29 protein-coding genes and 1 pseudogene are annotated in these 26,492 nt (G+C 63.9%); 6 read left to right on the forward strand and 24 right to left on the reverse strand.

Features of this window, described 5'->3' with window-relative positions; translation table 11 throughout:
- Positions 1-15: 15 nt before the first annotated feature.
- Genes ACO07W_RS03820 through ACO07W_RS03830 form a run of 3 tightly spaced genes read left to right on the forward strand, consistent with a single transcriptional unit; the run spans position 16 to position 1,855 of the window.
- Complete coding sequence (locus tag ACO07W_RS03820; protein WP_421840936.1) at positions 16-624, forward strand: cysteine hydrolase family protein; 609 nt, start codon at positions 16-18, stop codon at positions 622-624.
- A complete protein-coding gene (locus ACO07W_RS03825; RefSeq protein WP_421840938.1) occupies positions 621-1,262 on the forward strand; it encodes a cysteine hydrolase family protein in 642 nt (213 codons plus the stop codon). The genes ACO07W_RS03820 and ACO07W_RS03825 overlap by 4 nt, the downstream gene beginning before the upstream one ends.
- 23 nt (positions 1,263-1,285) lie before the next feature.
- Positions 1,286-1,855, forward strand: coding sequence for a TetR/AcrR family transcriptional regulator (locus tag ACO07W_RS03830; RefSeq protein ID WP_421840940.1), 570 nt, complete (start codon positions 1,286-1,288; stop codon positions 1,853-1,855).
- A 96-nt stretch (positions 1,856-1,951) separates the two neighbouring features.
- Here the strand turns inward: ACO07W_RS03830 and ACO07W_RS03835 are convergent, their stop codons facing one another.
- The 6 genes from ACO07W_RS03835 to pyrH form a co-directional block, all read right to left on the reverse strand.
- A complete protein-coding gene (locus ACO07W_RS03835; RefSeq protein ID WP_421840942.1) occupies positions 1,952-2,833 on the reverse strand; it encodes a cytochrome c biogenesis CcdA family protein in 882 nt (293 codons plus the stop codon).
- 13 nt (positions 2,834-2,846) lie between these two features.
- Complete coding sequence (locus ACO07W_RS03840; protein ID WP_421840944.1) at positions 2,847-3,356, reverse strand: protein disulfide oxidoreductase; 510 nt, start codon at positions 3,354-3,356, stop codon at positions 2,847-2,849.
- 72 nt (positions 3,357-3,428) lie between these two features.
- The gene (gene rlmN, locus ACO07W_RS03845) at positions 3,429-4,532 is read right to left on the reverse strand and encodes a 23S rRNA (adenine(2503)-C(2))-methyltransferase RlmN (protein WP_421840946.1); all 1,104 of its coding nucleotides are present in this window, start codon (positions 4,530-4,532) and stop codon (positions 3,429-3,431) included.
- A 24-nt stretch (positions 4,533-4,556) separates the two neighbouring features.
- Entirely contained in the window at positions 4,557-5,498 is a 942-nt protein-coding gene (locus ACO07W_RS03850) for a phosphatidate cytidylyltransferase (RefSeq protein WP_421840948.1), read from the reverse strand.
- A gap of 31 nt (positions 5,499-5,529) precedes the next feature.
- Positions 5,530-6,087, reverse strand: coding sequence for a ribosome recycling factor (gene frr / locus ACO07W_RS03855; protein WP_421840950.1), 558 nt, complete (start codon positions 6,085-6,087; stop codon positions 5,530-5,532).
- A gap of 63 nt (positions 6,088-6,150) precedes the next feature.
- A complete protein-coding gene (pyrH, locus tag ACO07W_RS03860; RefSeq protein WP_421840951.1) occupies positions 6,151-6,948 on the reverse strand; it encodes a UMP kinase in 798 nt (265 codons plus the stop codon).
- A 269-nt stretch (positions 6,949-7,217) separates the two neighbouring features.
- On the opposite strand from pyrH, the gene ACO07W_RS03865 reads away from it, so the two are divergent.
- Positions 7,218-7,637: a MarR family winged helix-turn-helix transcriptional regulator gene (locus tag ACO07W_RS03865; protein WP_421840952.1), complete on the forward strand. Its 420-nt coding sequence runs from the start codon at positions 7,218-7,220 to the stop codon at positions 7,635-7,637.
- Between the two features lie 14 nt (positions 7,638-7,651).
- Here the strand turns inward: ACO07W_RS03865 and ACO07W_RS03870 are convergent, their stop codons facing one another.
- The 3 genes from ACO07W_RS03870 to rpsB form a co-directional block, all read right to left on the reverse strand.
- Positions 7,652-9,067: an amidase gene (locus tag ACO07W_RS03870; RefSeq protein ID WP_421840953.1), complete on the reverse strand. Its 1,416-nt coding sequence runs from the start codon at positions 9,065-9,067 to the stop codon at positions 7,652-7,654.
- A gap of 83 nt (positions 9,068-9,150) precedes the next feature.
- Positions 9,151-9,975, reverse strand: coding sequence for a translation elongation factor Ts (tsf, locus tag ACO07W_RS03875; RefSeq protein WP_421840954.1), 825 nt, complete (start codon positions 9,973-9,975; stop codon positions 9,151-9,153).
- Position 9,976: 1 nt separating this feature from the next.
- Entirely contained in the window at positions 9,977-10,825 is an 849-nt protein-coding gene (gene rpsB / locus ACO07W_RS03880; RefSeq protein ID WP_421840956.1) for a 30S ribosomal protein S2, read from the reverse strand.
- Positions 10,826-11,151: 326 nt separating this feature from the next.
- On the opposite strand from rpsB, the gene ACO07W_RS03885 reads away from it, so the two are divergent.
- The gene (locus ACO07W_RS03885) at positions 11,152-11,643 is read left to right on the forward strand and encodes a M23 family metallopeptidase (protein ID WP_421840958.1); all 492 of its coding nucleotides are present in this window, start codon (positions 11,152-11,154) and stop codon (positions 11,641-11,643) included.
- Between the two features lie 44 nt (positions 11,644-11,687).
- On the opposite strand, the gene ACO07W_RS03890 is transcribed toward ACO07W_RS03885, so the two are convergent.
- The 12 genes and pseudogenes from ACO07W_RS03890 to rplS form a co-directional block, all read right to left on the reverse strand.
- The gene (locus ACO07W_RS03890; protein WP_421840960.1) at positions 11,688-12,596 is read right to left on the reverse strand and encodes a tyrosine recombinase XerC; all 909 of its coding nucleotides are present in this window, start codon (positions 12,594-12,596) and stop codon (positions 11,688-11,690) included.
- A gap of 33 nt (positions 12,597-12,629) precedes the next feature.
- Positions 12,630-13,802: an alpha-hydroxy-acid oxidizing protein gene (locus ACO07W_RS03895; RefSeq protein ID WP_421840962.1), complete on the reverse strand. Its 1,173-nt coding sequence runs from the start codon at positions 13,800-13,802 to the stop codon at positions 12,630-12,632.
- 35 nt (positions 13,803-13,837) lie between these two features.
- Positions 13,838-14,689, reverse strand: a complete 852-nt coding sequence (locus ACO07W_RS03900; RefSeq protein WP_421840964.1) for a siderophore-interacting protein — start codon at positions 14,687-14,689, stop codon at positions 13,838-13,840.
- 33 nt (positions 14,690-14,722) lie between these two features.
- Positions 14,723-15,913 carry a DNA-processing protein DprA gene (gene dprA, locus ACO07W_RS03905; protein WP_421840966.1) on the reverse strand — a complete coding sequence of 397 codons (1,191 nt, stop codon included), beginning with the start codon at positions 15,911-15,913 and terminating at the stop codon, positions 14,723-14,725.
- Positions 15,910-17,421 (reverse strand): YifB family Mg chelatase-like AAA ATPase, encoded by a 1,512-nt coding sequence (locus tag ACO07W_RS03910; protein WP_421840968.1) that lies wholly within the window; start codon positions 17,419-17,421, stop codon positions 15,910-15,912. Before ACO07W_RS03910 ends, dprA begins: the two co-directional genes overlap by 4 nt.
- Entirely contained in the window at positions 17,421-17,798 is a 378-nt protein-coding gene (locus ACO07W_RS03915; protein ID WP_421840969.1) for a YraN family protein, read from the reverse strand. The genes ACO07W_RS03910 and ACO07W_RS03915 overlap by 1 nt, the downstream gene beginning before the upstream one ends.
- 115 nt (positions 17,799-17,913) lie before the next feature.
- Positions 17,914-18,735, reverse strand: coding sequence for a formate dehydrogenase accessory sulfurtransferase FdhD (gene fdhD, locus ACO07W_RS03920; protein WP_421840971.1), 822 nt, complete (start codon positions 18,733-18,735; stop codon positions 17,914-17,916).
- Positions 18,735-21,086, reverse strand: a complete 2,352-nt coding sequence (locus tag ACO07W_RS03925) for an FdhF/YdeP family oxidoreductase (RefSeq protein WP_421840973.1) — start codon at positions 21,084-21,086, stop codon at positions 18,735-18,737. Before ACO07W_RS03925 ends, fdhD begins: the two co-directional genes overlap by 1 nt.
- A gap of 108 nt (positions 21,087-21,194) precedes the next feature.
- Positions 21,195-21,500, reverse strand: coding sequence for a DUF2469 domain-containing protein (locus ACO07W_RS03930; protein ID WP_066983311.1), 306 nt, complete (start codon positions 21,498-21,500; stop codon positions 21,195-21,197).
- A 69-nt stretch (positions 21,501-21,569) separates the two neighbouring features.
- Positions 21,570-22,347: pseudogene (locus tag ACO07W_RS03935) on the reverse strand (ribonuclease HII); the annotation flags it as partial.
- A 2-nt stretch (positions 22,348-22,349) separates the two neighbouring features.
- Positions 22,350-23,213 (reverse strand): signal peptidase I, encoded by an 864-nt coding sequence (gene lepB, locus ACO07W_RS03940; protein ID WP_421840975.1) that lies wholly within the window; start codon positions 23,211-23,213, stop codon positions 22,350-22,352.
- A gap of 102 nt (positions 23,214-23,315) precedes the next feature.
- Positions 23,316-23,657, reverse strand: coding sequence for a 50S ribosomal protein L19 (gene rplS, locus ACO07W_RS03945; RefSeq protein ID WP_421840977.1), 342 nt, complete (start codon positions 23,655-23,657; stop codon positions 23,316-23,318).
- A 346-nt stretch (positions 23,658-24,003) separates the two neighbouring features.
- Between rplS and ACO07W_RS03950 the strand changes: the two genes are divergently transcribed.
- Entirely contained in the window at positions 24,004-24,957 is a 954-nt protein-coding gene (locus ACO07W_RS03950; RefSeq protein ID WP_421840979.1) for a hypothetical protein, read from the forward strand.
- Positions 24,958-24,969: 12 nt separating this feature from the next.
- On the opposite strand, the gene trmD is transcribed toward ACO07W_RS03950, so the two are convergent.
- Genes trmD through ACO07W_RS03965 form a run of 3 tightly spaced genes read right to left on the reverse strand, consistent with a single transcriptional unit; the run spans position 24,970 to position 26,486 of the window.
- Positions 24,970-25,662, reverse strand: coding sequence for a tRNA (guanosine(37)-N1)-methyltransferase TrmD (gene trmD, locus ACO07W_RS03955; protein ID WP_421840981.1), 693 nt, complete (start codon positions 25,660-25,662; stop codon positions 24,970-24,972).
- A gap of 14 nt (positions 25,663-25,676) precedes the next feature.
- Entirely contained in the window at positions 25,677-26,219 is a 543-nt protein-coding gene (gene rimM / locus ACO07W_RS03960; protein WP_421840983.1) for a ribosome maturation factor RimM, read from the reverse strand.
- 24 nt (positions 26,220-26,243) lie between these two features.
- A complete protein-coding gene (locus tag ACO07W_RS03965; protein ID WP_085180768.1) occupies positions 26,244-26,486 on the reverse strand; it encodes an RNA-binding protein in 243 nt (80 codons plus the stop codon).
- Between the last annotated feature and the right edge of the window lie 6 nt (positions 26,487-26,492).

A 26,492-nucleotide genomic window follows, 5' to 3' on the forward strand; every position in this document is an offset into this window, starting at 1 on the left:
AGCGTTGTGTCCACGATGCCAACTGCGAGTTCGACCGCCGTGCTGCTCATCGATCCGTACAACGACTTCACCTCGGTTCTCGGCAAAGGATGGCCGCTGATCCGCACGGTGGCCAACAAGGTGCACCTGATCGACAACCTCAAGCGCGTACTCAAAGAAGCGCGGCGGGTCGGAATCCCGGTGGTGTATGCCCCGCACCAGCGCTACCGATCCGGCAAGCGAGGCGACATGAAGTGGCCCAGCCCGAGCCAGTTGCTCGCCCGCCGTAGCCACTTCTTCGCAGATGAGCGGTACGGCGGCCGCTTTCGGACCGACCTCGCACCCCAGCCTGGCGAGTTCGTGGCCTCCGAGCATGCCGTCTCCAGTGGATTCGGTGGCACCAACCTCGACGAGCACCTCCGATCGATCGGGGTTCAAAACTTGGTCATCTGCGGTCTGCTGACGAATACGTGCGTTGAATCGACCCTGCGCCAAGCGGTCGACCTAGGCTATGCGGTAACCGTGATCAGCGACGGTGTCGCTGCCTGGAGCCACGATGATCACGCCGCCGCGCTCGACGGCTCGCTACGCGAGGTCGCACACGCAGTGGTGACGGCGAAAACCTGGGTCGGGTCGGTGCAATGACCGCCGACACATTGTTCAACCGGATCACAAACCGCGCAGTGAAGCGCCTCGCCGATACCATGCTGCGTGGGCGCCTGTCCTACCTCGGTGGCGACACCGCACTCGTTCTGGTCGGAACGCAGCCGGACTTGCTCGCCGATGCCGCCGTGCTCGCAAGACTGGTGCGCCTGAAGGCGGCAGCACGGACCGCCGCGCTACCAGTTGTCTACACGCCGGCATTGTCACCGACTCCGGAGAACGGCATACACAACCCGACGCCAAGCCAACGCGCTCTTGTTGAAAGCAAGCTTCTGCGTCCAGGCACAGCGGGCGCCGATATCCACCCAGATCTCGCGCCCGGGATGGATGACATCGTCATGAAACCATGCCCAGCACTATCGGCATTCGCGGGCGCTGCGCTCGCCGAGCAGCTCGTCGCTTTAGGCGCCGAGCGCATTGTGCTGGCAGGCGCACGTACCGACGTCGAGGTCGACTCCACGGCGCGCGACGCCGTGGAGCTCGACATGCAAACCACCATTGTCTCGAACTGCTGCGTAGGTACCAGCCCGGCCAACCACAGCGCATCGATCGCGACAACGCTGCCACGGATGGTGCACAGCGTCGTGACGCTGGACGACCTGATCGAACGGCTGCGCTAGTGGCCTCCGACAGCAAAGAGCGCATGATCCGCAGCGCATACGCATTGTTTCGCGAGCGCGGTTACAGCGGCACCGGCTTTCGCGACATAAACGCCCATAGTGGCGTGCCCCGCGGTGCGATCTATCACCACTTCCCCGGCGGCAAGAGCGAACTCGCCGAGAACGTCATCCGACTTGCCGACCGCGAAGTCGGCGATGCGCTTGAAATGGCATTCACCCAACAACTCGACCCGATCTCAACGCTCGCCGCATTCGTAGCCGGCTGGACCCGGCACGTACGCGAGCACAACTTCAACGCTGGCTGCTCGATCGTCGCAATCGTGGCCGAATCACAGCACGACGCACCCCAACTCGCCGATGCCGCCGCCCAAGCATTCCAGCGTTGGCAGGCGGTCTTCGCGGCTTCGCTGCGGCGCGAAGGCACGCCGCCACACCGCGCGCGGCGTCTCGCGACGCTCGCGGTCGCGGCCGTGGAGGGCGCAGTCGTACTCTGCCGCGCCGCACGTTCGACACAACCCCTCGACGAGGTCGGACACGAACTACGGGAAACGTTCGAGAACGCGTTGTCCGCTCGACCACCAGCCCGCAATTGAGCTCAGGCCAGACCGACCCCAGCTTTCGGTAAGTCCGGCACCTGGAACATGGCTAAGTAATCGGCGTCGAACGTCCGAGCATGAGTGGGCAACCGATCAACGACGCGCCCGCCGGTACCAAGTCCCAGCGAACGCTGCCAGCACAAGCACGGCCAACGCCACCACCCACGGCCACGCACCATACCGATGCACCCAGCCAGCCAACACACCTTGCACACGGCCGGCCGCCGCAATCACCCCGTCCCGCGGAGATGTCATCGCTCCAGCGGTTGCGGCAAACAGCCGCACCTCGTAGAGGCCGTAGTAGGCCACATACAGTCCGACCAGCACCAGCAGCCCACCACTGATCCGATGCACGAATGGCAGGATTCGCCGCATCCGGTCGACCAACGCCGAGCTGGCCGTTGCGGCGGCGATCGCAAGCACGCCGACCACCAGGGTCAGACCCGCGACGTAGGAGAGGTAGACGGTCGCACTTCCCAGGATCGAACCACCCCGCAGGCCTGCGCTCGTGACCGCGAGAAATGGCCCGATAGTGCACGACAACGAAGCGAGCGCATAGCTCACCCCGTAGCCGTACATGGAACCCAACCGAACCGTCGGCGCCCAGCGCGCGCCGACCGGCCCGCGTGTCAGGACCGTCAACTCTCGACCCGACAGCAGCCAAACCCCCAGCGCAATGAGCGCTATGCCGATCAGCACCGTCACATACGGCAGGTAACGCTGCACAGTGCTAGCCGCCGAGATCGTCAGTGCGCCGAACGCGCCAAAAACCGTCACGAAACCGAGTGCCATCCCGGCGGTTGCTGCCAGAGCCCGGCCGACTTGGGTCACCGGCGACATTAATTCCGGGCGCTCGGCGTTCCGGCGCCCACGCACCACCAGAAGCAGGTACGCGGGAAGCATGGCGAACCCGCACGGATTCAGCGCTGCCACCAGGCCAGCGGCAAAGGCTAAACCGATCAGAGCAGTATTCACTTCGACGAGACGATCAGGACGTCAGTGCGGCTACCCGATCGGACAACTCCTGTTGAGACATGGCCGAAGTGGGGTTGTTGGCGAATGTCGACGAGCCATCGGCACGATAGAACACATAAGCCGGCTGCCACGGCACGTTGTAGCGCGCCCAGACTGAGCCGTCAGCATCATTGAGATTGGTGAAGTTCAAGTTGTACTTCGAAACGAAGTTCTGCATCGCACCGACATCCGAGCGAGCGGCAACGCCGACGAAACTGACACCGGGATTGGCAGCAGCCACTTGAGCGACGCTGGGGGCTTCTGTGTTGCAGAACGGACACCACGGCGTCCAAAACCACAACACCGCCGGCTTGCCTTGCAGGCTAGCGCCATCGAAAGGAGCACCACCGAGGGTGGTTGCGGTGAACTGCAGACGATCATCAGCGGCCAACGCACGCGGAGCATTGGCCAGGCCAAACATCAGGACAACCACCGCCAGAACCGAGGCGAACAAGTTGATCGGGGACAGGAGACGACGAATCATGGCAGACCCTCTTTGCTGGGTGTTTTGCTCTGATGACGTAGTACCGGTCGCTACGGTTCAGCAGGCCGACTTTTAGCCTTCGGCGGCAAGCTGTCCGCAGGCGGCGCTGATCTCCCGGCCCCGAGTGTCTCGCACCGTGCAGGAGACCCCTTTCGCCCGAACACGCGTGACGAAGTCCCGCTCAACCGGCTTAGGGCTAGCGTCCCAATCACTGCCCGGAGTCGGGTTGAGCGGAATCACGTTGACATGCACCAGTGGTCCAAGCGCACGCTGCAACCGCCTACCCAACAGGTCGGCCCGCCACGGTTGGTCGTTGACATCTCGAATCAGTGCGTATTCGACAGAAACACGCCGGCCAGTCGCGTCCGCGTAATACCTCGCCGCATCCAAGGCCTCGTCGATGGGCCACCGGTTGTTTACCGGAACCAGTGTGTCGCGCAGCGCGTCGTCCGGTGCGTGCAGGGACAAAGCCAACGTAACGCCGAGTTGTTCGTCGGCGAGCCTGCGGATCGCCGGGGCTAACCCCACTGTCGACACGGTCACCGACCGAGCCGAAATTCCGAAACCGAACGGCGGGAGTTCGGTAATGCGATGAACCGCGGCCAGCACCCTGGCGTAGTTGGCCAGCGGCTCCCCCATCCCCATGAAAACCACATTCGACAACCGGCAATCGAAGTCGTCCCGAGACACGGCGGCACCGGCACGCACCTGCTCGGCGATCTCCGCGGTGGAAAGGTTGCGTGTCAACCCGCCCTGGCCAGTAGCGCAGAAAGGACAGGCCATGCCGCAACCGGCCTGCGACGAGACGCATAACGTCGTGCGCTTCGGGTAGCGCATCAGCACCGACTCGAAGGTGGCGCCGTCTACAGCCCGCCACAACGTCTTCCGAGTCTGGCCGGCATCGCAGGTGAATTCACGCGACACGGTGAGCAGGTCCGGAAACATTGTTTCGGCAATCAGGGCACGTGCGGCCGCCGGAAGGTCGGTCATCTGGCGAGGATCGGCGATCAGCCGGCCGTAGTACTGGTGCGCAAGCTGTTTGGCCCGAAAGGCCGGCAACCCCAGTTCCGCAACGGCGGCGGCGCGACCCGCCGAATCGAGGTCGGCCAGGTGCCGCGGTGGCCGCCGAATCGAGCCGTCCCCGCGCGGCTCTTCGAACATCAACTCGCGAACCATGACGTGTCCAGTGTGCCGGTCGCGTCAGCTCAGCAGTGTCAGGACGATCCAGGCCGCAACCGCGGACGGAAGCAGGCCATCGAGCCGATCCATCAGACCACCATGACCGGGTAGCAAGCGACCCATGTCCTTGATTCCGAGATCGCGCTTGACCTGCGACTCGACCAGATCGCCGAGAGTGCAGGTCAGCACAAGGACAAGACCCAGTACCGCGCCCACCCAGAGCGGTCTGCCGGCCAGCAAAGTTACAGTCAGAATCGTTGCGGTGACACCGCAGACCAATGAGCCAGCGAGTCCCTCCCACGACTTCTTCGGGCTGATCCTCGGTGCCATCGGGTGCTTTCCGAACAGGACCCCCACGGTGTAGCCGCCGACGTCGGAGGCAATGACTGCGATCATCAACGAGTACACCCGCCCCGCGCCATCCTCCGGGTACACCAGCAACGCACCGAACGAGGCGAACAGCGGAACCCACGCCGCCAAGAAGATAGTGGTGGACACGTCCCGCAGGTAGTTTCCCGAAAACGACGGAACAGCCGGACTTTCGTCCAGGCTGCTGCGCGGCCGATCGTCTCGCATGAATAGTCGCCAATTCATGCAGATCACAACCGTACCAGCGAATCCGACCAACGCGCCGAGGGCGCCAAACGGCCAAGTCAGCCAGATAGTGGTTTGGCCTCCGAGCAGCAACGGTATAGCCGGAACCACGTAGCCGGCTTCGCGCAGCCGCCGCACCACCTCGTGAGTGGCGATGAAGATGCCGACAGCGACGATAGCAACCCACAGTCGAGGAGCGAGTTGAAGCGCTGCGATGAGGCAGCCACCAATAGCCAGTGACACGACGATCGCAGCGGGCAAATCGCGTCCCGCCCGCGACGTTTTCTCTTGCGGCTGCTGCGCGATGCCTCCGGCCTCACGCGCCGGCCTGTCGGGCGGGGTGCCGGCGCCAGAATCGCTGGAATTCACAGACTTAAACGGACATAGCTACTAGCGGCCGCTAGACCTCTAGCAGCTCGCCTTCTTTGTGTTTGACCAATTCGTCTATCTGCACAACGTATTGATGCGTGGTCTTGTCCAAATCCTTTTCCGCGCGACCCACCTCATCCTCGCCCGCTTCGCCTTCCTTGCGGATGCGATGCAGCTCCTCCATCGCTTTGCGCCGGATATTGCGCACTGAAACCTTGGCGTCCTCGCCCTTGGATTTCGCCTGCTTGACCAGCTCCCGCCGACGCTCCTCGGTGAGCTGAGGCACGGCCACCCGAATGAGGGTGCCGTCGTTGGAGGGGTTGACTCCGAGGTCTGAATTGCGGATGGCCGTCTCAATGGCATTCAACTGGCCAGCCTCGTACGGCTTGATCACGACCAGCCGCGCCTCGGGAACGTTGATGCTGGCCAGCTGCGTAATAGGCGTGGTCGCACCGTAATAGTCGATAGCGATCCGTGAAAACATGCCCGGGTTGGCTCGACCCGTCCGAATCGTCGACAGGTCGTCGCGAGCCACCGACACGGCCTTCTCCATTTTCTCTTCGGCGTCGAAGAGAGCCTCATCGATCATGTGCCCCGCTCCTCTTCATCGCTAAACTCCGATGGTCCCAAACGCCGATCATCGCGTCTTACCTTAAGTGGTGACTAGCGTCCCGATCTTCTCACCAGCAACCGCACGCGCGATGTTGCCACTGGTCAGCAGGTTGAACACAAGGATCGGCATGCCATTGTCCATGCACAGGCTGAACGCGGTGGCGTCGGCTACTCGCAAACCACGGTCAATAACCTCGCGATGACTGATCGAGGTAAGCAATTCGGCCTCGGGATTCACCCGCGGATCCTCATCAAACACACCGTCGACCGCCTTGGCCATCAACACAACGTCCGCGTCGATCTCCAGCGCCCGCTGCGCCGCGGTTGTGTCCGTGGAGAAGTACGGCAGGCCCATGCCTGCCCCGAAGATCACCACGCGCCCCTTCTCCAGATGGCGTACCGCCCGCAATGGGAGGTAGGGCTCAGCCACTTGGCCCATGGTGATCGCGGTCTGGACCCGGGTGGCGATGCCTTCCTTCTCAAGAAAATCCTGCAGCGCAAGGCTGTTCATAACGGTACCGAGCATCCCCATGTAGTCCGAACGGGTGCGCTCCATGCCCAGCTGCTGTAGCTGTGCGCCACGGAAGAAGTTGCCCCCACCGATGACCACAGCGATCTGCACGCCACCGCGGACGACGTCAGCGATCTGGCGGGCCACCTGTTCTACCACCTCGGGATCCAGCCCAACTTCGCCGCCGCCAAACATCTCGCCGCCGAGCTTCAGCAAGACCCGTGAGTACGCGGAGGGAGGATTCGAAACTGGTGATGCCAACACACCGTTGGTGCCCACCGGCTCCGGCTTCGGAGCCGCCGAACCGGCGACGTCGGACTCCGTCATCAGACTCCTCGCATGACAGTGCCATCCCAGCGAACACCCAGGACGGCATCTCTTATCCTGCCTCATCGCCTCACACTGGCGTGGGCGGGGTGCATTCTGTGCCCAGCTGGCAATCTAGGTCTTTAGCCCAGCCGGGCCGCGCAACGCCACGACGCGGCAACTTTTCGCCCGCGGCCGGGTTCAACAGTCCCGAAGATACGGATTGCCGCGTCACGCGAAGACCCTTGTTCTAACGCTTGGCCCCCAGCACATATGTCAAACTCCTTGATATGGGTCAAGCCGAAGATGCCCCGCTGGGCTACCTGCTCTACCGGGCCGCAACAGCACTACGACCTGAGGTGTCTGCCGCATTGAGCCCCCTGGGCTTGACGCTCCCCGACTTCGTCTGCATGCGAATCCTGGCTCAATCGCCGGGATTATCCAGCGCCGAACTGTCCCGACACGCTGGTGTCACGCCGCAGGCAATGAACTCCGTGTTGCGCAAGCTGGAAGAAATCGGAGTTGTGGCACGGCCTGATTCGGTGTCGTCAGGGCGCGCCTTGCCGGCCACGCTGACCGGTCCCGGTCAAGAGCTGCTGAAGCGCGCCGAAACCGTAGTACGCGCCGCCGATGCCCGTCTCCTGGCCAAATTGACCGCGGATCAGCAACGCGAATTCACCCGAATGCTTGAGCGACTCGGATCGGATTGAGGCCAAGCGCAGTGTTACCCCTGGGCGTGAATCTTGGCCCAGGGACGGGCCTCTTCAAGTTCATAGGCCAGTTCGAGGAGCCGAGCCTCGTGTCCCACGTCCGCTGAAAGCATCATGCCCACCGGCATGCCATCCGCCGATTGGGCCAGGGGCAATGAGATCGCAGGTGCACCGGTGACATTCTGCAGCGGCGTGAAGGCGACCCAATCACTGAGCCGATCGAGCACCTCCTGAAAATCAACCGGCGCGAGATATCCGACCCGAGGCGTCGGATCGGCGACGGTCGGCGTAAGCAAAGCGTCATAGGTACCGAAGAACTGAGCGCTGCGCCGACGAAGCCTGCGCAGCCGAGCGATCGCAGCTGGCAGCCGGGCAATGTTGCGACTGGCATGCCTGGCTAGACCTAACGTCAGATTGTCCAGCCGGGCGCGCTGGAACGAGTTTCCGAACGCCAGCCGGCCGGTTCGCGACTGGGCCAATGCCAGCAGGCCCCAATACAGCACGAAGTCGACGGGCACGTTGTTGGACACCGGGAACCGGTCAAGGCGTTCAACGTGGTGTCCGAGCTCATCAAGCAGCCCAGCGGTCTTGAGTGTTAGTTCTCGCATTTCGGGCCCGCATTCGCGGTCAACCGAACGAGTTACCACAGCAATCTTCAGCCGCCGCTTTCCGGGCCCAGCGACGTTCCCGATCGGTGGCAGTCGGTGGGGCTGCCAGCTGCGCTCCGCCTCTCGATAAAAAACAGCGGTGTCGCGCACCGAGCGAGTCAGCACTCCATTGGCGACGATAACCAGTGGCAGCCGCCGCAGCTGTGGGTCCAACGGCAACCGGCCGCGCGACGGCTTGAGTCCGACCAGACCATTGCAAGCGGCCGGGATGCGAATCGAACCGCCCCCGTCGTTGGCGTGGGCAATCGGGACCACGCCCGCGGCGACGAACGCTCCTGATCCGGCCGACGACGCGCCGGCGGTGTAGTCGGTATTCCATGGATTGCGGACCGGACCCAGTCGCGGATGTTCGGCGGCCGCGCTGAAGCCGAACTCTGACATCTGCGTTTTGCCGAGTGAGATCAGCCCGCTGCCCAGAAATACCCGCGCTATCTCGCTGTCATTGACCGCCGGCTGCGGCACCCACGCGTCAGTGCCGCGCATCGTCGGCTGTCCGGCTACGTCGACGTTGTCCTTAATGAAACTCGGCGCGCCCGAAAAGAAGCCGCTGATGTCGCGCTGCCGATCTATGTCGGCGCCCCGCGCCACGTCAAACGCCGCAAAAGCCAATCCGTTTAGGGCCGGATTGACCGCTTCCGCGCGCGCGATCGCGGCCTCAACGACCTCGGCTCGGGCGACCTGACCAGACCGGATCGCCTCACTGAGACCGACCGTGTCGAAATCGCCGAGGGCATCATCACCAAAAGCGTGTATCCGTGGCATACGCACGACGCTAGCCCGGTTGCGGCCCGTAGCTTGGTGGCGGTTGTGTCCCTGATCGAAGCTCCTAGCTTCTCCTCGCCGGGCTAGGCCTGCCCCACCTCGAACCGAACAAACCGCGTCACGGTCACGCCGGCCTCGTCAAGCAGGGTTTTGACTGTCTTCTTGCTATCCGAAACCGAAGCCTGTTCGAGCAATACGGAGTCCTTGAAGAAGCCGGCCAACCTGCCCTCGATGATCTTGGGTAGCGCCTGCTCGGGCTTGCCTTCGGCCTTGGCGGTCTCTTCGGCGATCCGGCGTTCGCTGGCCACGACATCCTCGGGCACGTCGTCCCGGGAGAGGTAACGCGCCTTCAGCGCGGCGATCTGCAGCGCAACCGCGTGCGCGGCCTCGACACCCGCCTGGCCGCCGCCTTGGTACTCGACCAGAACGCCCACCGCTGGCGGCAAATCGGCCGAACGCCGGTGCAGGTAGGTTTCGACAGTTCCGTCAAACGAGGCGACGCGGCGCAGCTCAAGCTTCTCGCCGATCTTGGCCGACAGCTCCGCGATCGCCTGCTCGACGGTCACGTCACCGGTGCTGGCACCCTTGAGCGCCTCGACGTCAACCGCGTTGGCTGCGGCAGCGGCAGCAACGATCTGATTCGCCAACGCCTGAAATTCAGCATTCTTGGCGACAAAGTCAGTCTCGCAGTTCAGCTCGATGAGCGCGCCGTCCTTGGCAGCGACCAAGCCCTCGGCTGTCGCCCGTTCGGCGCGTTTGCCGACGTCTTTGGCGCCCTTGATCCGCAGGGCCTCGACAGCTTTGTCGAAGTCGCCGTCCGATTCGACCAGCGCGTTCTTGCACGCGAGCATTCCGGCACCGGTCAGTTCCCGGAGCCTCTTAACGTCTCCGGCGGTGAAGTTCGCCATATCAGCCTTCCGAAGGGGTTGATTCGGTTTCGCCGGCAGCGGCGTCCGTCGGGGTACTGGGTGATGCAGTTGCGGAAGTTGCTGTCGCCAGCAGCTCTTGCTCCCATTCGGCCAGCGGCTCGGCGGCTTCAGCCTCGGGTTTGCCGTCGCCGCGGCTTAGCCCGGCCCTGGCCTGCAGGCCCTCGGCGACCGCCGAGGCGATCACCTTGGTGAGCAAGGCAGCCGAACGGATCGCGTCGTCGTTGCCCGGGACTGGGTAGTCGACCTCGTCGGGATCGCAGTTGGTGTCGAGGATTGCGATGACCGGGATGCCCAGCTTGCGGGCCTCACCGACGGCGATGTGCTCCTTGTTCGTGTCGACGACCCAGATGGCCGAGGGCACCTTCGACATATCGCGGATACCGCCAAGGCTGCGGTCCAGCTTGTTCTTCTCCCGGGTCAAGCCCAAGATCTCCTTCTTGGTGCGCCCCTCGAAGCCACCGGTCTGCTCCATCGCTTCTAGCTCTTTGAGCCGCTGCAGCCTCTTGTGCACAGTGGAGAAGTTGGTGAGCATGCCGCCCAGCCAACGCTGGTTCACATACGGCATACCGACGCGGGTGGCCTCGGCGGCCACCGACTCCTGAGCCTGTTTCTTGGTGCCGACGAACAGCACGGAGCCCCCATGGGCCACCGTTTCCTTGACAAACTCATATGCCTTGTCAATGGAGGTCAGCGTCTGCTGCAAGTCGATGATGTAGATGCCGTTGCGGTCGGTGAAGATGAACCGCTTCATCTTGGGGTTCCAGCGACGGGTCTGGTGCCCGAAGTGGGTGCCGCTGTCAAGCAGCTGTTTCATGGTTACAACAGCCATGGCCGGCTATTCCTTAGTGGTTGTCGGTTGTTTACCCGGTATCGGGTGACGCCGGGCCCTGGCGCCTGCTGCGATGCCGAACCCGTGGACCGAGATCCCCCTGAAGGAGAAAACCGCCGCGGGACCGCCCGGCATGCCGTTGCGAACCCCCAGAAACAGAGCCGCGGTGCAGGCGCGCGAAGTCAGCCCGTTAACGAGCTGCGCCGAGCAGTTTACACGGACCCAGCTGGTAGTTTTTCGCCCGGCAGCGGTCCACAGAGCGAGCACTGTCCACACAACGGCGAATGCGGTTGGCTTCGTCGCCGTCGCGGCGCTGAACTGGGCAGGTGCGGTGGGCGATGCTGATCCTGTGCTCGGCGCTGGCGTTTACGGCCCCGGCTCGCGCGGACGGCTCCCGACTGGCGTGGCCATTGCGACCGTCCAGCACCGTGGTCAGACAATTCGACGCTCCGTCGCCTGATTGGCGTCGGGGGCACCGAGGTGTGGATCTGGCCGGCGCTCCTGGTCAGGCGGTCTACGCCGCGGGGTCCGCGACCGTCGTCTACGCCGGGTCGCTCGCGGGCCGACCGGTCATTTCCCTGGCCCACCCGGGCGGGCTATACACCAGCTATGAACCGGTCAACGTGACCGTTCAAGCCGGCCAGCTGGTCACAGATAAGACGATGATCGGCACGCTGGTGGCGGGGCATCCCGGCTGCCCGGTGACCGCGTGCTTGCATTGGGGAGCGCGGTGGGGTCCGGCGTCAGCAGCCCACTACCTCGACCCGCTGGGGCTGCTGGCCTCTACCCGGATACGACTCAAGCCGCTAGGCGGCTAGCGTGCGTCACAACAATCTGCCGGGTCGCACCGAACGAGGGCGCGTCAGGCCCGCGGATGAGCCTGATCGTGCACCGCCCGCAGTCGCGAAACCGCGACATGGGTGTAGAGCTGCGTGGTGGCCAGGCTGGAATGACCGAGCAACTCTTGGACAACCCTCAGGTCGGCACCGCCTTCAAGGAGGTGGGTCGCCGCACTGTGCCGCAGCCCGTGTGGCCCCATGTCGGGTGCGCCGTCGACGGCGGCCACGGTCTGGTGGACCACGGTGCGGGCCTGCCGTACGTCGAGCCGCCGGCCGCGCGCGCCGAGCAGCAGCGCAGGTCCGGACTCCGCGTTGACCAGCGCTGGTCGGCCGTCGGCCAGCCAGGCTCGCAACGCTTCGGCAGCCGGCTCACCATAAGGCGCGGTGCGCTGCTTGTTGCCCTTGCCAAGCACTCTCAACAGCCGATGCCCAGCGTCGATGTCGTCGACGTCCAGGCCACAGAGTTCACTCACTCGGATCCCGCTGGCATACAACAGCTCGACGATCAGCCGGTCCCGCAATGCCAGCGGATCACCTTGCTCGGCTCCAGATCTAGCGGCCGACATAGCCTCCAACGCCTGGTCCTGGCGCAGCACAGACGGCAGTACGCGATGGGCCTTGGGTACTTGCAGCCGCACCGCGGGGTCGGCGGACAACAGACCACGCCGGGCTGCCCACGCGGTGAAGGCTTTGACCGCAGAGGTACGCCGGGCCAACGTCGTCCGCGCTGCCCCGGAACCAGCAGCCACGGCCAGCCAGGAACGCAGCACGGGCAGGCTCAAGGCCTCCAGGCTAGCTGCGTGGTCAGCGAGAAAAGCGAATAGTGACCGCAGATCGCCCAGATAGGCGCGGCGGGTGTGCACCGAACGACCGCATTGCAAAGCCAGGTAGTCGTCGAATTCGTCGAGGATAGCCGCACTGTGATCGGGCACTCCCCCACGCTCGCAGACACAACGCGGCCAGTGTCAGTCGACGCGCCGCAGCGTTTCCGGGGTGAGATCTTTAAGCGTGGGGTAGCCGTCGACGGCCATGATCAAATCTGCCTCGGCAAGCATCATGCGCAGCACGTGCACGATCCCGTCGACGCCTCCAAGAGCCAAGCCGTACGCATAGGGACGGCCGAGACCAACGGCGGTCGCGCCGAGCGCCAGCGCTTTGACGACGTCGGCACCGCTGCGGACTCCAGAGTCGAACAACACCGGCAGTCCGGCTGCCGCCTCGACTACCCCGGACAGACAATCCAGCGCGGGCAGGCCGCCGTTTGCTTGCCGACCACCGTGGTTGGAGCAGTAGATGCCGTCAACACCGCCGTCGCGCGCTCGGCGCGCGTCATCAGGGTGACAGATGCCTTTGAGAATCAGCGGCAGCGTTGTCAGCGAACGCAGCCAAGGAAGGTCATCCCACGTCAGTGGGCTGCCGAAGAGCCGAATCCAGTGCAGCACCGCGGCCTGCGGGTCGTCTTCCGGCGGTTTTTGCAAACCGGCGCGAAATACCGGATCGCTGGTGTAGTTGGCCAGACAGTGCCCGCGCAACTGAGGGAAATTCGATGTCGCCAAGTCACGCGGGCGCCAACCCGGCACCCAGGTATCCAACGTAACGACGATTCCCTTGTACCCGGCGGCCTCGGCACGCCGCACCAGGCTGGCAGCCAGGTCGCGGTCGGTGGGCGTATACAACTGAAAAAAGCCCGGAGTCGCGCCGAACTCGGCTGCGACGTCCTCCATCGGGTCTGTCGTCAGCGTCGACGCGACCATCGGGACCCCAGTGCGGGCGGCGGCGCGGGCGGCCGCCAGATCGCCGTGGCCGTCCTGTGCGCACAACCCGATGACTCCGATCGGCGCCATGAAAATCGGTGATGGCAGCGTCATCCCGAACAGCTGTACCGACAGATCGCGCTGTGCCGCGCCAACCAGCATCCGCGGGATCAGACCCCAACGCTCGAAGGCGGTGACGTTGGCACGCTGAGTGCGTTCGTCGCCGGCGCCACCGGCTACATACGACCACACCGGCGGCGGGATCGCCGCGGACGCCTTGGACTCTAGCTCCGCGAAGGCCATCGGCAGCGACGGCACCACTCCCGAAAGGCCCTGCAGATAGATTTCGAACTGGTAATCCCCAAAATGAGGTGAGAGTGCCATTCTTCGACCATGCCATGCGGCGATCAGGCTGCCCGCTATTGCGCCCCGGACTCCGCCTCAGCGAGTTCTTTCTTCCACTTCCGGAACGACTCTTCGGTGCGTCCGCGCCGCCAATAGCCGGAGATCGATGCTGCCCACTTAGCGTCAACACCACGCACATTGCGAATATAGGGACGCAAGTTATGCATGACAGCTTGCGCCTCGCCGTGAATGAAGACGTGCACCTGCCCGGGGAGCCAACGGGTGTTGGTGACCGCCTCGATCAGCGGCGCGAAGTCGCCGGCGCGGTTCTCGGGAGCCAAGTCGGCGCGCCCACCCCGATAGACCCAATTAATCTCAACCGACTCCGGCGCGATCAACGGCATCTCGTCGTCAGGGCCGGGAACCTCAATGAATACCTTGCCGATTGCATTGGCAGGCAACGCTTCTAAGGCGGTGGCGATGGCCGGAAGCGCGGATTCATCACCTGCCAACAGGTGCCAGTCAGCGGCCGGGTCGGGGGTGTAGGCACCACCTGGACCCATCACGTACACGGGCTGTCCGGGTTGGGCTGCGCGCGCCCATGGACCGGCGACCCCGTGCTCGCCATGTACGGCGATATCCACGGCAATCTGGCGGGCGGCAACGTCGACGCGACGAACGGTCATCGTCCGCACTGAAGGCTGCATCTCCGGCGGCAGTTCAGCAAAACGGTCCTGGGTCAGCGGGCGGGGCAAAGCGGCGACATCGACATCGTCGGCGAGGAAAACCAGCTTGATGTAGGAGTCGGTGAACTTGCTCGGCACGAAGGTGTCGAAGTCGTTACTGCCAAGCACCACCCGAATCATGTGCGGTGCGAGTTGTTGGGTACCAACGACTTCGAAGGTTTGCACTGGTCGACCCGCCAATTTTGCTCCTGTCCAGACTCAGCCCCATGTCGACTATACGAGCCGCTGCTTGATGGGTTCGGCCGCGGCCTGGGCGGGACCAGCTCGCACGATTCGCCACCGGCCCTCGCGCTGCTCGGCCAACCCGGCTACCTCGAGGGTCGCTAACGGGCCCAATATCTGTGCGGGCACCAGCGCAGCGGCTACGGCGATCTCATCGATCGTGGCTGTGCCGCGACCCGGCAACGCGTCGTAGACGTGGCGTTCGGCGGCGCTGAGCTGATCGAACACTGTGGTAGGCCGCGGTTCTTCCGGGGCTAGCTCACCGATGCGACCGACCAACTCGACGACATCGTCGGCGCGGGTAACCAGCTCGGCGCCATCACGCAGCAGATTGTGGCAACCAGCCGACGCCGACGAAGTCGCCGGCCCGGGCACCGCAGCGACCACCCGGCCCAACGCCCGCGCCCAGGCGGCGGTATTCGCAGCGCCGCTGCGCAAGCCTGCTTCAACCACCACAGCAGCTCCTGCAACGGCAGCCACCAAACGATTGCGGGTCAAAAACCTGTGCCGGGCCGGACGAATGCCGAGCGGGTACTCGGTGAACAAAAGCCCATGCTGGGCAATGCGATGCAGCAGCCCCGCATGACCGGCCGGATAGTGCACATCCAACCCGCTCGCGAGAACCGCGACAGTGCTTCCATCGCACGCCAGCGCTGCCCGATGAGCTGCGCCATCGATGCCGTAGGCAGCTCCGGAAACAACAGCGACGTCGCGTTGGGCCAACCCAACAGCCAAATCGGCCGCCATGTGTTCGCCATATGCTGTCGCAGCCCTGGTCCCAACCACGGCAGCAGCTCGCTCCGCAGTCTTGTCGAGACGCGCGGGCCCCACAGCCCACAACACCAGCGGCGGACCTGCACAGGGTCGCCGCGCCTGCACTCCGGCACCTCCGAACGCAGCAAACGCAAAACCCGGCCATTCGTCGTCGTCCGGAGTGATCAACCGCCCACCTCTGCGAGCGAGCTGTTCAAGATCGTGTGCAGCTCGGTCGATTCCACGCCTGGATTCGGTGTGTCGCCTCAGATTGCCACTGACCAGCCCGCGCTGGATCCGGTCAGCTGCTTCCACCGGACCAGAACATCGCACCAGTTCAGCGAGTTCAGCGCATGGCGGTTCGGCAACTCTAGAAAGATATGCCCAGGCCCGCGACACGGGATCGTCGACCGACGGTGGACAACTCATCGCTGCAGTCCCGGTTGCCGGAAACTCAGCGCAGCCGCAGCTTCGTCCAGGCCCGGCGCGGTTCTGCCGGCCAAGTCGGCCAAGCTCCAGGCGACCCGCAAGGTGCGATCTAGGCCGCGGATGCTGAGCAACCCACGTTCTAGCGCCGTGCGCAGCGGGTCCATCGCAGCGCTACCGGGACGGAACTTCCGTCGCAGCAGCGGCCCGCTTACCTCGGCGTTGGTGCGAAAACCGTGCGGCCGCCAACGCTCGGCCGCGGCATCCCGGGCCAGCGCCACCCGACGGCGCACCTGCGCCGTCGACTCGCCGTCCGCGGCCGCAAAAACCCCGCCGCGCACCGGATGCAGGTGCGCGCGCAGGTCTACCCGGTCGAGCAGTGGCCCGGACAGTCTGCCCAGATAACGTCGTTTGGCCGCCGGCGCACAGATACAGTCCCGCGGATCAGCCGGTGCGCACGGGCATGGGTTTGCCGCCAGCACCAGCTGGAAGCGGGCCGGATAACATGCCACACCGTCGCGACGTGCGAGGCGAACTTCGCCGTCCTCCAACGGTGTCCGCAATGCGTCCAGCGCGCTGGCACTGACCTCTGCGCACTCGTCTAGGAACAGCACCCCACGATGCGCGCAGCTGGCGGCGCCCGGCCGGGCCATCCCCGAGCCCCCGCCGACCAGCGCCGCGACGCTGGAACTGTGATGTGGCGCAACGAATGGCGGCTTAGTGATCAGCGGGGTGTCCTCGGACAGCAGTCCGGCTATCGAATGGATGGCGGTGACCTCAAGCGCCTCACTGTCCCGCAATGCCGGCAATATTCCCGGCAGCCGTTGAGCCAACATGGTTTTGCCCACCCCTGGCGGTCCAGTCAACATCAGGTGATGAGCCCCGGCTGCGGCTACTTCGACCGCGAAGCGTGCTTGGGATTGCCCGACGACGTCGGCCAGTTCGGCAGCCCCCTCCCCGACTGTGGCGGCGGTGGTGATCCTCTCGGCCAAGCCCACCGACCCGTTGAGCCAGCTCTGCAGTTGTCCCAGAGTGCGAACACCCCAGACGTCGATACCGTCCACCAAGCTGGCTTCGGCGAGGTTGCCCGCCGGAACAACGACGGCCGACCAGCCATCGCGTTTGGCGGCAAGCACGGCAGGCAGCACGCCGCGCACCGGCCGCACCCTGCCATCCAACGACAACTCCCCGAGCAGCACTGTCGTCTGCAGACGGTGCCAGGGCTTTTTTCGCTGGGCCGACAGCACCGCAGCTGCCAGGGCGCAGTCGTACACCGATCCCATCTTGGGTAGCGTGGCCGGCGATAGCGCGAGCGTTAACCGAGCCATTGGCCAGCTATTGCCGCAGTTGGTGACCGCCGCCCGGACTCGGTCGCGAGACTCCTGCAGCGCCGCATCCGGAAGACCCACCAGGTGCACACCCGGCAAGCCCGAGGTGATGTCTGCTTCGATCTCCACTGTTTCCCCGTCCAAACCACGCACGGCCACCGAGAACGCACGCCCCAACGCCATCAGCCGATTCCCTTCAGATGGGTGAGTTCCGGGTTCCGGTTACGGCCGATCCGCACACCGATCACATCGAGCCGGACTGCGGCCCAGCGCTGGTCCTGACCAGCCAGCCACAATCCGGCCAGGCGGCGTAACCGGCGGACCTTGGTCTCGGTGACCGCGTGCGCCAACCCGCCATAGCCGTCTCCGGTGCGGGTCTTGACCTCGACAAACACCACCGTTTCTGCGGCCGCATCGCAGGCGATTACGTCAAGTTCGCCGTAGCGACAGCGCCAGTTGCGGTCCAAGATCCGCGATCCCAGGCGATCCAGGTAATCGACAGCCAACTGCTCGCCCAAGGCGCCCAGCTGCGCCCGAGTCATCGTCTTCAGGGTTGTCATACGCCCACATTGCGTGCCGCCTCTGACATCGCCGCCCCCGCCTGATGGCCCAACACCGCAAGACCTATTAGCTGTCCCCAGTTGGGCATTGATCCCCAAGCGCGATCTACGTCGGCTATGTGACGCGGTCCGCCCTGGTGTAAACGTTCATCGAATCATCCCGCAAGAACGCCACCAGCGTGATCCCCGACTCTTCGGCCAACGAGACCGCCAGCGACGACGGTGCGGAAACGGCGGCCAGTACGGGAATACCGGCCATCAGCGCCTTCTGCGTCAACTCGAACGAGGCCCGTCCACTGACCAGGAGCACCGACGCTCCCAGCGGTATTCGATCCTGCTCCAGCCCCCAGCCGATGACCTTGTCCACTGCATTGTGGCGGCCAATGTCCTCTCGCACGGCGCACATTGATCCGTCCACTCCGAACAGCGCCGCGGCGTGCAGCCCACCGGTAGTCGCAAATACCTTCTGCGCGCTCCGAAGCTGGCTCGGCAAATCCTTCAGGGTTGCCGCGGCGACGGTGGCGGGATCGTCGCCAGGGGCGAACCGGCTGATCAGCCGCACCGATTCCAGCGATGCCTTACCGCACACTCCGCACGAGGATGTGGTGTAGAAGTTGCGGGTTACGTCTAGATCGGGCAGCCGTGCGCTCGGCGCAAGGGTGACATCGAGGACGTTGTAAGTATTGGCGCCGTCATCCCCGCGACCGCCGCAGTAACGAGCGGTCAGCACATCTTCGCGATGTGCGATCACCCCTTCGGCGAGCAGAAAGCCTTGCGCAAGCTCAATATCCGAGCCGGGAGTACGCATGGTCACCGTCACCGCAGTTCCGTTGACACGGATTTCGAGCGGTTCTTCGACGGCCAGCGTGTCCAAGCGGGTGATCGCCTGATCGGAGGTGAGATGCGTGACACGCCGACGCGTCGTGACGTGCCTCACTACGTCACCGGTTCAACACGGATGATGATCGCTTTTGACACCGGGGTGTTCGATGCGGCCGCAGTGTGATCTAGCGGAACCAGCGGATTGGTCTCCGGATAGTAGGCGGCGGCATTGCCCACTGGAGTCGAATAGGCCACCACCAGGAAATCCGATGCCCGTCGTTCTTGCACGCGGTTGTCGGCGTCGGTCCACTCCGACACCAAGTCGACGCGGTCGCCTGCGTTCAACCCCAGCGCCGCGATATCAGCAGGGTTGATAAATACCACCCTGCGACCGCCCTTGACGCCGCGATACCGGTCGTCAAGTCCGTAGATCGTGGTGTTGTACTGATCGTGACTGCGAAGTGTCTGCAACACCAGCCGGCCGGGCGGCACCGAGACCCACTGCAGCGGGTACACCGCGAAGTTGGCTTTTCCCGTGCTGGTCCGGAATTCACGCGCGTCGCGCGGCGGGTTCGGCAGCTGGAATCCGTCGGGCGCGCGTACTTTGCGGTTGTAGTCTTCGCAGCCGGGAACCACCGCCGCGATCGCGTCGCGGATCGTGTCGTAGTCACCGGCGAACCGCTCCCACGGCACCGGGTGGCCTGGACCGAAGAGCTGGCGAGCCAGCTGGCAGACAATCTCAACTTCGCTGCGAAGCTGATCGCTGGGAGGATGCAGGCTGCCCCGGGACAGATGCACCATCGACATCGAATCCTCGACCGAGACCAACTGTTTGCGCCCATCGCGCATGTCTCGATCGGTGCGGCCCAGCGTCGGCAGAATCAGTGCAGTCGCACCGTGGACGAGGTGGCTGCGGTTGAGCTTCGTTGAAATCTGCACGGTCAGTGCGCAACTACGCAAGGCCGCCTCGGTTACCTCAGTGTCGGGGGTAGCCGACGCGAAGTTGCCGCCCATCCCCACAAACACCGTCGCTCTTCCATCCCGCATGGCGCGGATCGCGGCGACAGTGTCATAGCCATGTTTGCGCGGACTGACAATGCCGAACTGACGGTCCAGCGACGCCAAAAACTCCTCGGGCATCTGCTCCCAGATTCCCATCGTGCGGTCGCCCTGCACGTTGGAATGCCCGCGCACCGGACACACGCCCGCACCCGGCTTGCCGATCATGCCGCGCAGCAAGAGCAGATTGGTGACCTCGGCAATCGTGGCAACCGCGTGGCGGTGCTGAGTCAAGCCCATCGCCCAACACACGACGGTGCGCCGTGACGCCATCAACATCTCAGCAATCCGGTCGAGTTGTGCTCGTTGGACACCGGTCGCGCCGAGCACGGTGTCGATATCGATCGCGAGTGTGCGGCGCCGATAGTCATCGAACCCGGCACAGTGCTGGTCGACGAACGCCCGATCAACAACGGTGCCCTCAGCACGGTTGTCAGCTTCGAGGAGCAATTTGCCCAACCCGGCAAACAACGCCATATCGCCGCCGATGCGGATCTGGACGAACTCGTCGGCGATCGAAGTGCCGTGGCCCACGACGCCGTTGACTTTCTGCGGGTCCTTAAACCGGATCAAACCCGCCTCGGGCAACGGGTTGACGGCGACGATCTTTGCGCCGCGGGACTTTGCTTTTTCCAGTACCGACAGCATCCGCGGATGGTTCGTGCCTGGATTTTGTCCAGCGATGACAATGAGGTCGGCATGCTCGACGTCGTCGACGGTGACCGTACCCTTACCGATGCCAATCGACTCGGTCAGCGCTACACCCGAGGACTCGTGGCACATGTTGGAGCAGTCGGGCAGGTTGTTCGTGCCCAGGCAGCGAACCAACAGTTGATAGCAAAACGCCGCCTCGTTACTCGTACGTCCGGACGTATAGAACACAGCCCGATCGGGACTGTCCAACGAATTGAGCTGCTCAGCGATCAGCCGGTAGGCGGCATCCCAGCTGATCGGTCGATAGTAGTCTCCGCCGCTCTCCGACCCCGGACGCAACACCATGGGGTGCGTGAGGCGGCCCTGCTGAGACAGCCAATACTCGGGCTTAGCGGAAAGCTCACTGATCGAGTGCCGGGCGAAGAAATCCGGCGTCACCGTGCGCTTTGTGGCCTCCTCAGCGACGGCTTTCGCACCGTTCTCGCAGAACTCAGCCAACTTTCGCCCGCCGTGCGCCTCCGGCCACGCACAACCGGGACAATCGAAGCCTTTGCGCTGATTCAACCGCGCCAGAGCCGCTGCGGCACGCACCGCGCCCATCTGCTCCAGCGCACGCTGCAGCGACACGGCGACGGCCCGCAGACCTGCGGCTTCGCGTTTTCGCGACGTGACCGTTGCCGCATGCTCGTCGTAGTCGGCGAGGATGTCACGAGACGCGGCTAAGCGCTGGAACCTCACGGCCTCAACGTACATGGGTTGCAAACCGCTCTGTCGGCAAGAGCGGACTCAACGGGCGTTCGGCATGAGCAATCGCCGGCCCAACAGCAGCTCCGCCCAGCCGGCCGCTGCGCATGGAGCCACCTACTCGGGCAGCCGCAGTTCGGGTTTCTCGACTTCTTCGATGTTGACGTCTTTGAACGTGATCACCCGCACCTGCTTGACAAACCGCGCCGGCCGGTACATGTCCCACACCCAGGCGTCGGCCAGTCGCAGCTCGAAGTAGACCTCGCCGTCGGCGTTGCGCGGCACCATCTCAACACTGTTTGCCAAATAGAAGCGTCTTTCGGTTTCTACGACGTAGCTGAACTGGCCGACGATGTCTTTGTATTCGCGGTACAGCGAGAGCTCCATCTCGGTCTCGTACTTTTCGAGATCCTCAGCACTCATCTGCTCAGACGTCCCTCTCCCCGACAATGTGCCCGACTTACACGCTGAGAGCCCTATGGGCCCCGAAAGCCCACTGGTGACCCGCGCCGCCGGGTTGAAACTCTGGCCCCATCCTTCCTCACCGGATTTCGCCGTCCTCGCCGGGAGGGTCCGGTTCGGTTCCGACCAACGGCGAAGCGGTACACGCGACCGCCGCCCGACGGACGTTCACGAACGAGTATCGGTGCTGCGGGCAGGGCCCTAGTCGGGCCAACGCCCGGCTGTGCGCGGCTGTGCTATAGCCCTTGTGCTCGCCAAAGCCGTAGCCAGGGTGGTCGGCGTCCATTGCGACCATCAACCGGTCCCGGCTGACTTTGGCCAGCACGCTTGCCGCGGCTATGCAAGCGGCCGCCGCATCGCCACCGACCACCGGCAGTGACGGCACCGGCAGGCCCGGCACTCGAAAACCGTCACTTAGGACATACCCGGGCCGCACCTCCAGCCCAGCCACCGCACGCCGCATACCTTCGATATTGGCCACATGCACGCCGCGGCGGTCTACCTCGACCGACGGAATGAACACTATGTGATACGCCAGCGCGTGGCGACAGAGCAAGGGGAATAGCTGCTCCCGCGCTTTGGGGCTGAGTTTTTTCGAATCGTTGAGGGCGTCGAGGCTGGCCGGTCGCCCCGGCCCCAATACGCAGGCCGCTACCACCAGCGGACCAGCGCAGGCACCACGACCCACCTCGTCGACTCCTGCCACCGGCCCCAGACCGCCGCGGTGCAACGCGGACTCCAGGGTGCGCATCCCCCGCGAGCCCCCGGACCTGCGGACCACAGCTCGAGGTGGCCAAGTCGTGGCCATGGCTACTGGCCCTGCTGCGGGTTCGGCGAACTCACCGAACCCCATCGAGAGGGAGGCCACACGATGAACCTGGCTTTCCCGATGACGTTGCCAACAGGCACCGTTCCCGACATCGGATCGCCAGTACACAACAACGCACAGTGCGCACGCGAATCCGCGGAGTGAGTCCGGTTGTCGCCCATCACCCAAATGCGGTCGGGTGGAACGGTGATCGGTCCGAACTCGCTACCCAGGCACGGGTACACCGCCGGGTCTGCATTCATGGTGTCCGGATCCAGGTAGGGCTCCTTGAGCCGCTTGCCGTCAACGGTAAGACCGGTATCTGACCGACACTGGACGGTCTGTCCGCCGACCGCAATAATACGCTTGACCAGGTCGTTCTCATCGGGAGGTACGAAGCCGATGAACGACAGCGCATTCTGCAGCCAGCGCAGTGCGGTGTTCTGTGAACGGATCGAATGGTAGCTGACGTTCCACGACGGCGGCCCTTTGAAGACGACAACGTCGCCAGGTTTCGGTGAACTGAAACGATAGGTGAGTTTGTCTACCAAAATGCGGTCGCCGACACAGGTCGAGCACCCGTGCAACGTGGGTTCCATAGACTCCGATGGAATCAGGTAAGGACGAGCCACGAACGTCAACATTATGTAGTAGAGAACCACCGCGATAACCGCCAGAATCGCGAGTTCCCGCAGCGTCGACCCCTTGGCGTGCTCCGGCTCGTCGGGTTCGTCTGCCTCAGCACCCACGTCAGAAACCTCGTCGACAGCATCGCCAAGGGCACTTGGCTCCCCCGAGCTGAGGTTCGGCTGCACCGGAACAGCGTCGGGCTGGGGCTCAGATGGGGAGTCGGTGGTTTCGGTCACGAGATCAGCGTAGCCAGCGTCGGTCGGGCCCCGATAAAACCATTGAGCAACCACCAACCAATCCGCCGAGGCGACTCGGGATGGTCACCAAGGCGTTCCCGCTCAGCGCTTCTCCTTGATCTTGGCTTTCTTGCCGCGAAGTTCACGCAGGTAGTACAGCTTGGCGCGGCGTACGTCACCACGTGTCACCACCTCGATGCGGTCGATGTTCGGTGAATGCACCGGAAAGGTCCGTTCGACCCCCACACCGTAGCTCTCCTTGCGCACCGTGAACGTCTCGCGGATGCCACCGCCTTGGCGACGAATCACAGCGCCCTTGAACACCTGGATACGTTCTTTGGCGCCCTCGATCACCTTGACGTGCACGTTGATCGTGTCGCCCGGGTTGAAGGGCGGGATGTCGTCGCGCAGCGACACCTTGTCGACGAAGTCCAGCCTGTTCATGGGAAAGACTCTTCCTTGCGGTAGCGGCTCCGTTGACTGCCCCACGCAGGCGTGAGTCAGTCGTCAAGGCCGATAGTTTTCGGGCTTCTGAGCGCGTCTCGCAGCAGGTCCGAAGCGGCCCAAGCCGCCGACAACCACTGGAGACAACTGCTCAATTGTGCCAGACGATGCGCATGCCGGAAAAATCACAGGAAAGCTAGTGCTCCGCAGGCGCTCCAGGGAGCCAGACAATGGTAGATATGACGTAGGTCAAACCGCGCGAGTCGAACCCGAGACTGGCGGGACACCCGGGCACATGGCGATGTGGCCGCCCACTTGCAGGTCTTGGCGATGTTGGAGCAAAGCAATGCGTGCACGGTCGCTGACGTTTTTCACCGCGGTAGTGGCAGTACTGGTGATGGCGATAGTTGGCGTCGCCGGCTATGAGGCAAAAATAGCGGCGAGCCGGTTCGGCGCTCCCGAGCGCAAGCCGTCCCATCCTTATGGACAACCACAACCCCGGCTGGTCGAACTGATGCTGCGGGCGATCACACCACCGGCAGCGCCGGGGGCGGTGCTGGACAGCGAGTTGATCGGACTGCGGACGCGCATCAGGCAGGCGACCGACGAGGCTACCGCTAGCGGTGCGACGCTCTCGGTGGCGCTGTTTGACCGTGATACCCACCAACTGCTCTCCAACGGAAACACCCACATCGTTGCCACCGCCTCAGTGGCCAAGCTCTTCATCGCCGACGATCTCCTGTTGCAGGAATCCGAGGGAAAGATGACGCTGTCCGAGGAGGACCGGCAGGCATTGGATGTCATGTTGCGATCCTCTGACGACGGCGCCGCGCAGAGATTCTGGGAGCAAGACGGCGAAAACGCCATCATCACCGAAGTCGCCAAACGATACGGATTGGCGTCAACCGCACCACCGAGCGACGGACACTGGTGGAACACAATCACCTCCTCACCCGACTTGATCCGCTACTACGAGATGTTGCTCGACGGCTCCGGCGGACTGCCGCGGGAAAAAGCCGGCATCATCGTCAACGACCTCGCCCAGTCCACACCCAACGGTGTCGATGGCTATCCGCAGCGGTTCGGCATCCCGGATGGTTTGTACGCCGAACAGGTCGCGGTGAAGCAGGGCTGGATGTGCTGCGTCGGTGGCAATTGGCTGCACCTGTCGACCGGGCTGATCGGCTCTGATCGCCGCTACATCATGGTGATCGAATCGCTGCAGCACTCCGATGATGCGACCGCAAGAGCGACGATCACCCAAGCCGTCAAAACGATGTTCCCCAAGGGCCGGATCTGACCCCCGCAATCTCTAGTCCGGGAGAGACAAGTCCGGACGGCGCTCGCGGGTGCGCTGTAGCGAAACCTCGTTGCGCCAGGCGGCAATACGAGCGTGGTCACCGGATAGCAGGACATCTGGGACATCCAGACCACGCCAGCTCGGCGGCCGCGTATAGCTCGGCCCCTCCAGCAATCGGTGCAAAGCCGCGGAGTGCGAGTCATCGTGATGCGATGCAGGATTTCCGAGGACTCCATTCAACAGCCTCAACACGGCTTCGATCATCACGACGGCAGCCGACTCCCCGCCCGGCAGTACGTAATCGCCGATTGAAACCTCTTCGACGCGCAACCGCCGCGCGGCATCCTCAACAACGCGCTGGTCAATGCCCTCATAGCGGCCGCAAGCAAAGACCAGGTGTGCCTCGGCGCTCCAGCGCTGAGCAGTGGCCTGAGTAAACAGCGTGCCCGCGGGCGTGGGGACCACCAAGAGAGTTTCGCTAGAACAAACTTCATCAAGCGCTTCGCCCCACACCGGCGCCTTCATCACCATTCCCGGTCCCCCGCCGTAAGGGGCGTCGTCCACCGAGTGGTGCACGTCGTGCGTCCATCGCCGCAGATCGTGCACTCCCAAGTCAACCAGGCCAGACTCAATCGCCTTACCTGGCAGCGATTGTCGCAGTGGGTCCAGGCAAGCCGGGAAAATCGTGACCACGTCAATTTTCATGGCAATGTGCGCGTCTATCCAAGATCCAGCAAGCCATCGGGTGGATCGATCTCGATGATGCCTTCGCCCAACGACACGGACGTGACGATCGCGCCGACGAACGGCACCAGCACCTCGTGGCGTTCACGGGCGCCCTCGGCCAACGGGCACCGCACCGCCAGCAGCTCACCGGCGGCGGTGTGCAACACCTCGGCAACGACGCCGACTTCCAGCCCCGTTTTCGTCTGTACCAGAAGACCTTCCAGCTGATGGTCGTAGTAGGTATCCGGCTGATCGATTGGCGGTAGATCATCAGAGTCAATGACGAACAAACTGCGCCGCAGCGCGTCGGCAGCGTCACGATCGGTCACTCCGGCCAAACGGACCAGCAGCCTCCCACCATGTTCGCGCACACCGTCGACCACGAAGTTGCACTCCTGATTGCCGGGGTCCGGCAACCTAGCACGCAAAGTGGCACCCACCGCGAACCGGGCATCTGGATCATCGGTGCGAACCTCGACCACGACCTCACCGGCGGTGCCGTGCGCTTTCACCACACGCCCGACTGTCAGCTCCACGGAAGTTCCATGAGGACCGTTTTGTTATCGATCGGTGTCCACTACGTCAACGCGGATACCGCGGCCACCGATGCCGGCTACCAACGTTCGCAACGCCGTCGCGGTACGCCCCCCGCGACCAATCACCTTGCCAAGGTCGTCGGGATGTACGTGGACTTCCACAGTGCGCCCGCGCCGGCTGGTCACCAGGTCTACTCGGACATCGTCGGGGTTGTCGACGATTCCACGGACCAAATGCTCGACAGCGTCGACCACGACCGTACTCACAGCGCG

It is taken from the genome of Mycobacterium sp., from assembly GCF_965230835.1.
Taxonomy (GTDB): Bacteria; Actinomycetota; Actinomycetes; order Mycobacteriales; family Mycobacteriaceae; genus Mycobacterium.

Bases quoted from the DNA above. Each gene is read 5' to 3' on its own strand.
- ACO07W_RS03820 (WP_421840936.1), top strand. From the start codon at position 16: ATGCCAACTGCGAGTTCGACCGCCGTGCTGCTCATCGATCCGTACAAC.
- ACO07W_RS03825 (WP_421840938.1), top strand. From the start codon at position 621: ATGACCGCCGACACATTGTTCAACCGGATCACAAACCGCGCAGTGAAG.
- ACO07W_RS03830 (WP_421840940.1), top strand. From the start codon at position 1,286: ATGATCCGCAGCGCATACGCATTGTTTCGCGAGCGCGGTTACAGCGGC.
- ACO07W_RS03840 (WP_421840944.1), bottom strand. From the start codon at position 3,356: ATGATTCGTCGTCTCCTGTCCCCGATCAACTTGTTCGCCTCGGTTCTG.
- rlmN (WP_421840946.1), bottom strand. From the start codon at position 4,532: ATGGTTCGCGAGTTGATGTTCGAAGAGCCGCGCGGGGACGGCTCGATT.
- frr (WP_421840950.1), bottom strand. From the start codon at position 6,087: ATGATCGATGAGGCTCTCTTCGACGCCGAAGAGAAAATGGAGAAGGCC.
- pyrH (WP_421840951.1), bottom strand. From the start codon at position 6,948: ATGACGGAGTCCGACGTCGCCGGTTCGGCGGCTCCGAAGCCGGAGCCG.
- ACO07W_RS03865 (WP_421840952.1), top strand. From the start codon at position 7,218: ATGGGTCAAGCCGAAGATGCCCCGCTGGGCTACCTGCTCTACCGGGCC.
- ACO07W_RS03870 (WP_421840953.1), bottom strand. From the start codon at position 9,067: ATGCCACGGATACACGCTTTTGGTGATGATGCCCTCGGCGATTTCGAC.
- tsf (WP_421840954.1), bottom strand. From the start codon at position 9,975: ATGGCGAACTTCACCGCCGGAGACGTTAAGAGGCTCCGGGAACTGACC.
- rpsB (WP_421840956.1), bottom strand. From the start codon at position 10,825: ATGGCTGTTGTAACCATGAAACAGCTGCTTGACAGCGGCACCCACTTC.
- ACO07W_RS03895 (WP_421840962.1), bottom strand. From the start codon at position 13,802: ATGGCACTCTCACCTCATTTTGGGGATTACCAGTTCGAAATCTATCTG.
- dprA (WP_421840966.1), bottom strand. From the start codon at position 15,913: ATGAGTTGTCCACCGTCGGTCGACGATCCCGTGTCGCGGGCCTGGGCA.
- ACO07W_RS03910 (WP_421840968.1), bottom strand. From the start codon at position 17,421: ATGGCGTTGGGGCGTGCGTTCTCGGTGGCCGTGCGTGGTTTGGACGGG.
- ACO07W_RS03915 (WP_421840969.1), bottom strand. From the start codon at position 17,798: ATGACAACCCTGAAGACGATGACTCGGGCGCAGCTGGGCGCCTTGGGC.
- ACO07W_RS03925 (WP_421840973.1), bottom strand. From the start codon at position 21,086: ATGTACGTTGAGGCCGTGAGGTTCCAGCGCTTAGCCGCGTCTCGTGAC.
- ACO07W_RS03930 (WP_066983311.1), bottom strand. From the start codon at position 21,500: ATGAGTGCTGAGGATCTCGAAAAGTACGAGACCGAGATGGAGCTCTCG.
- rplS (WP_421840977.1), bottom strand. From the start codon at position 23,657: ATGAACAGGCTGGACTTCGTCGACAAGGTGTCGCTGCGCGACGACATC.
- ACO07W_RS03950 (WP_421840979.1), top strand. From the start codon at position 24,004: ATGCGTGCACGGTCGCTGACGTTTTTCACCGCGGTAGTGGCAGTACTG.
- trmD (WP_421840981.1), bottom strand. From the start codon at position 25,662: ATGAAAATTGACGTGGTCACGATTTTCCCGGCTTGCCTGGACCCACTG.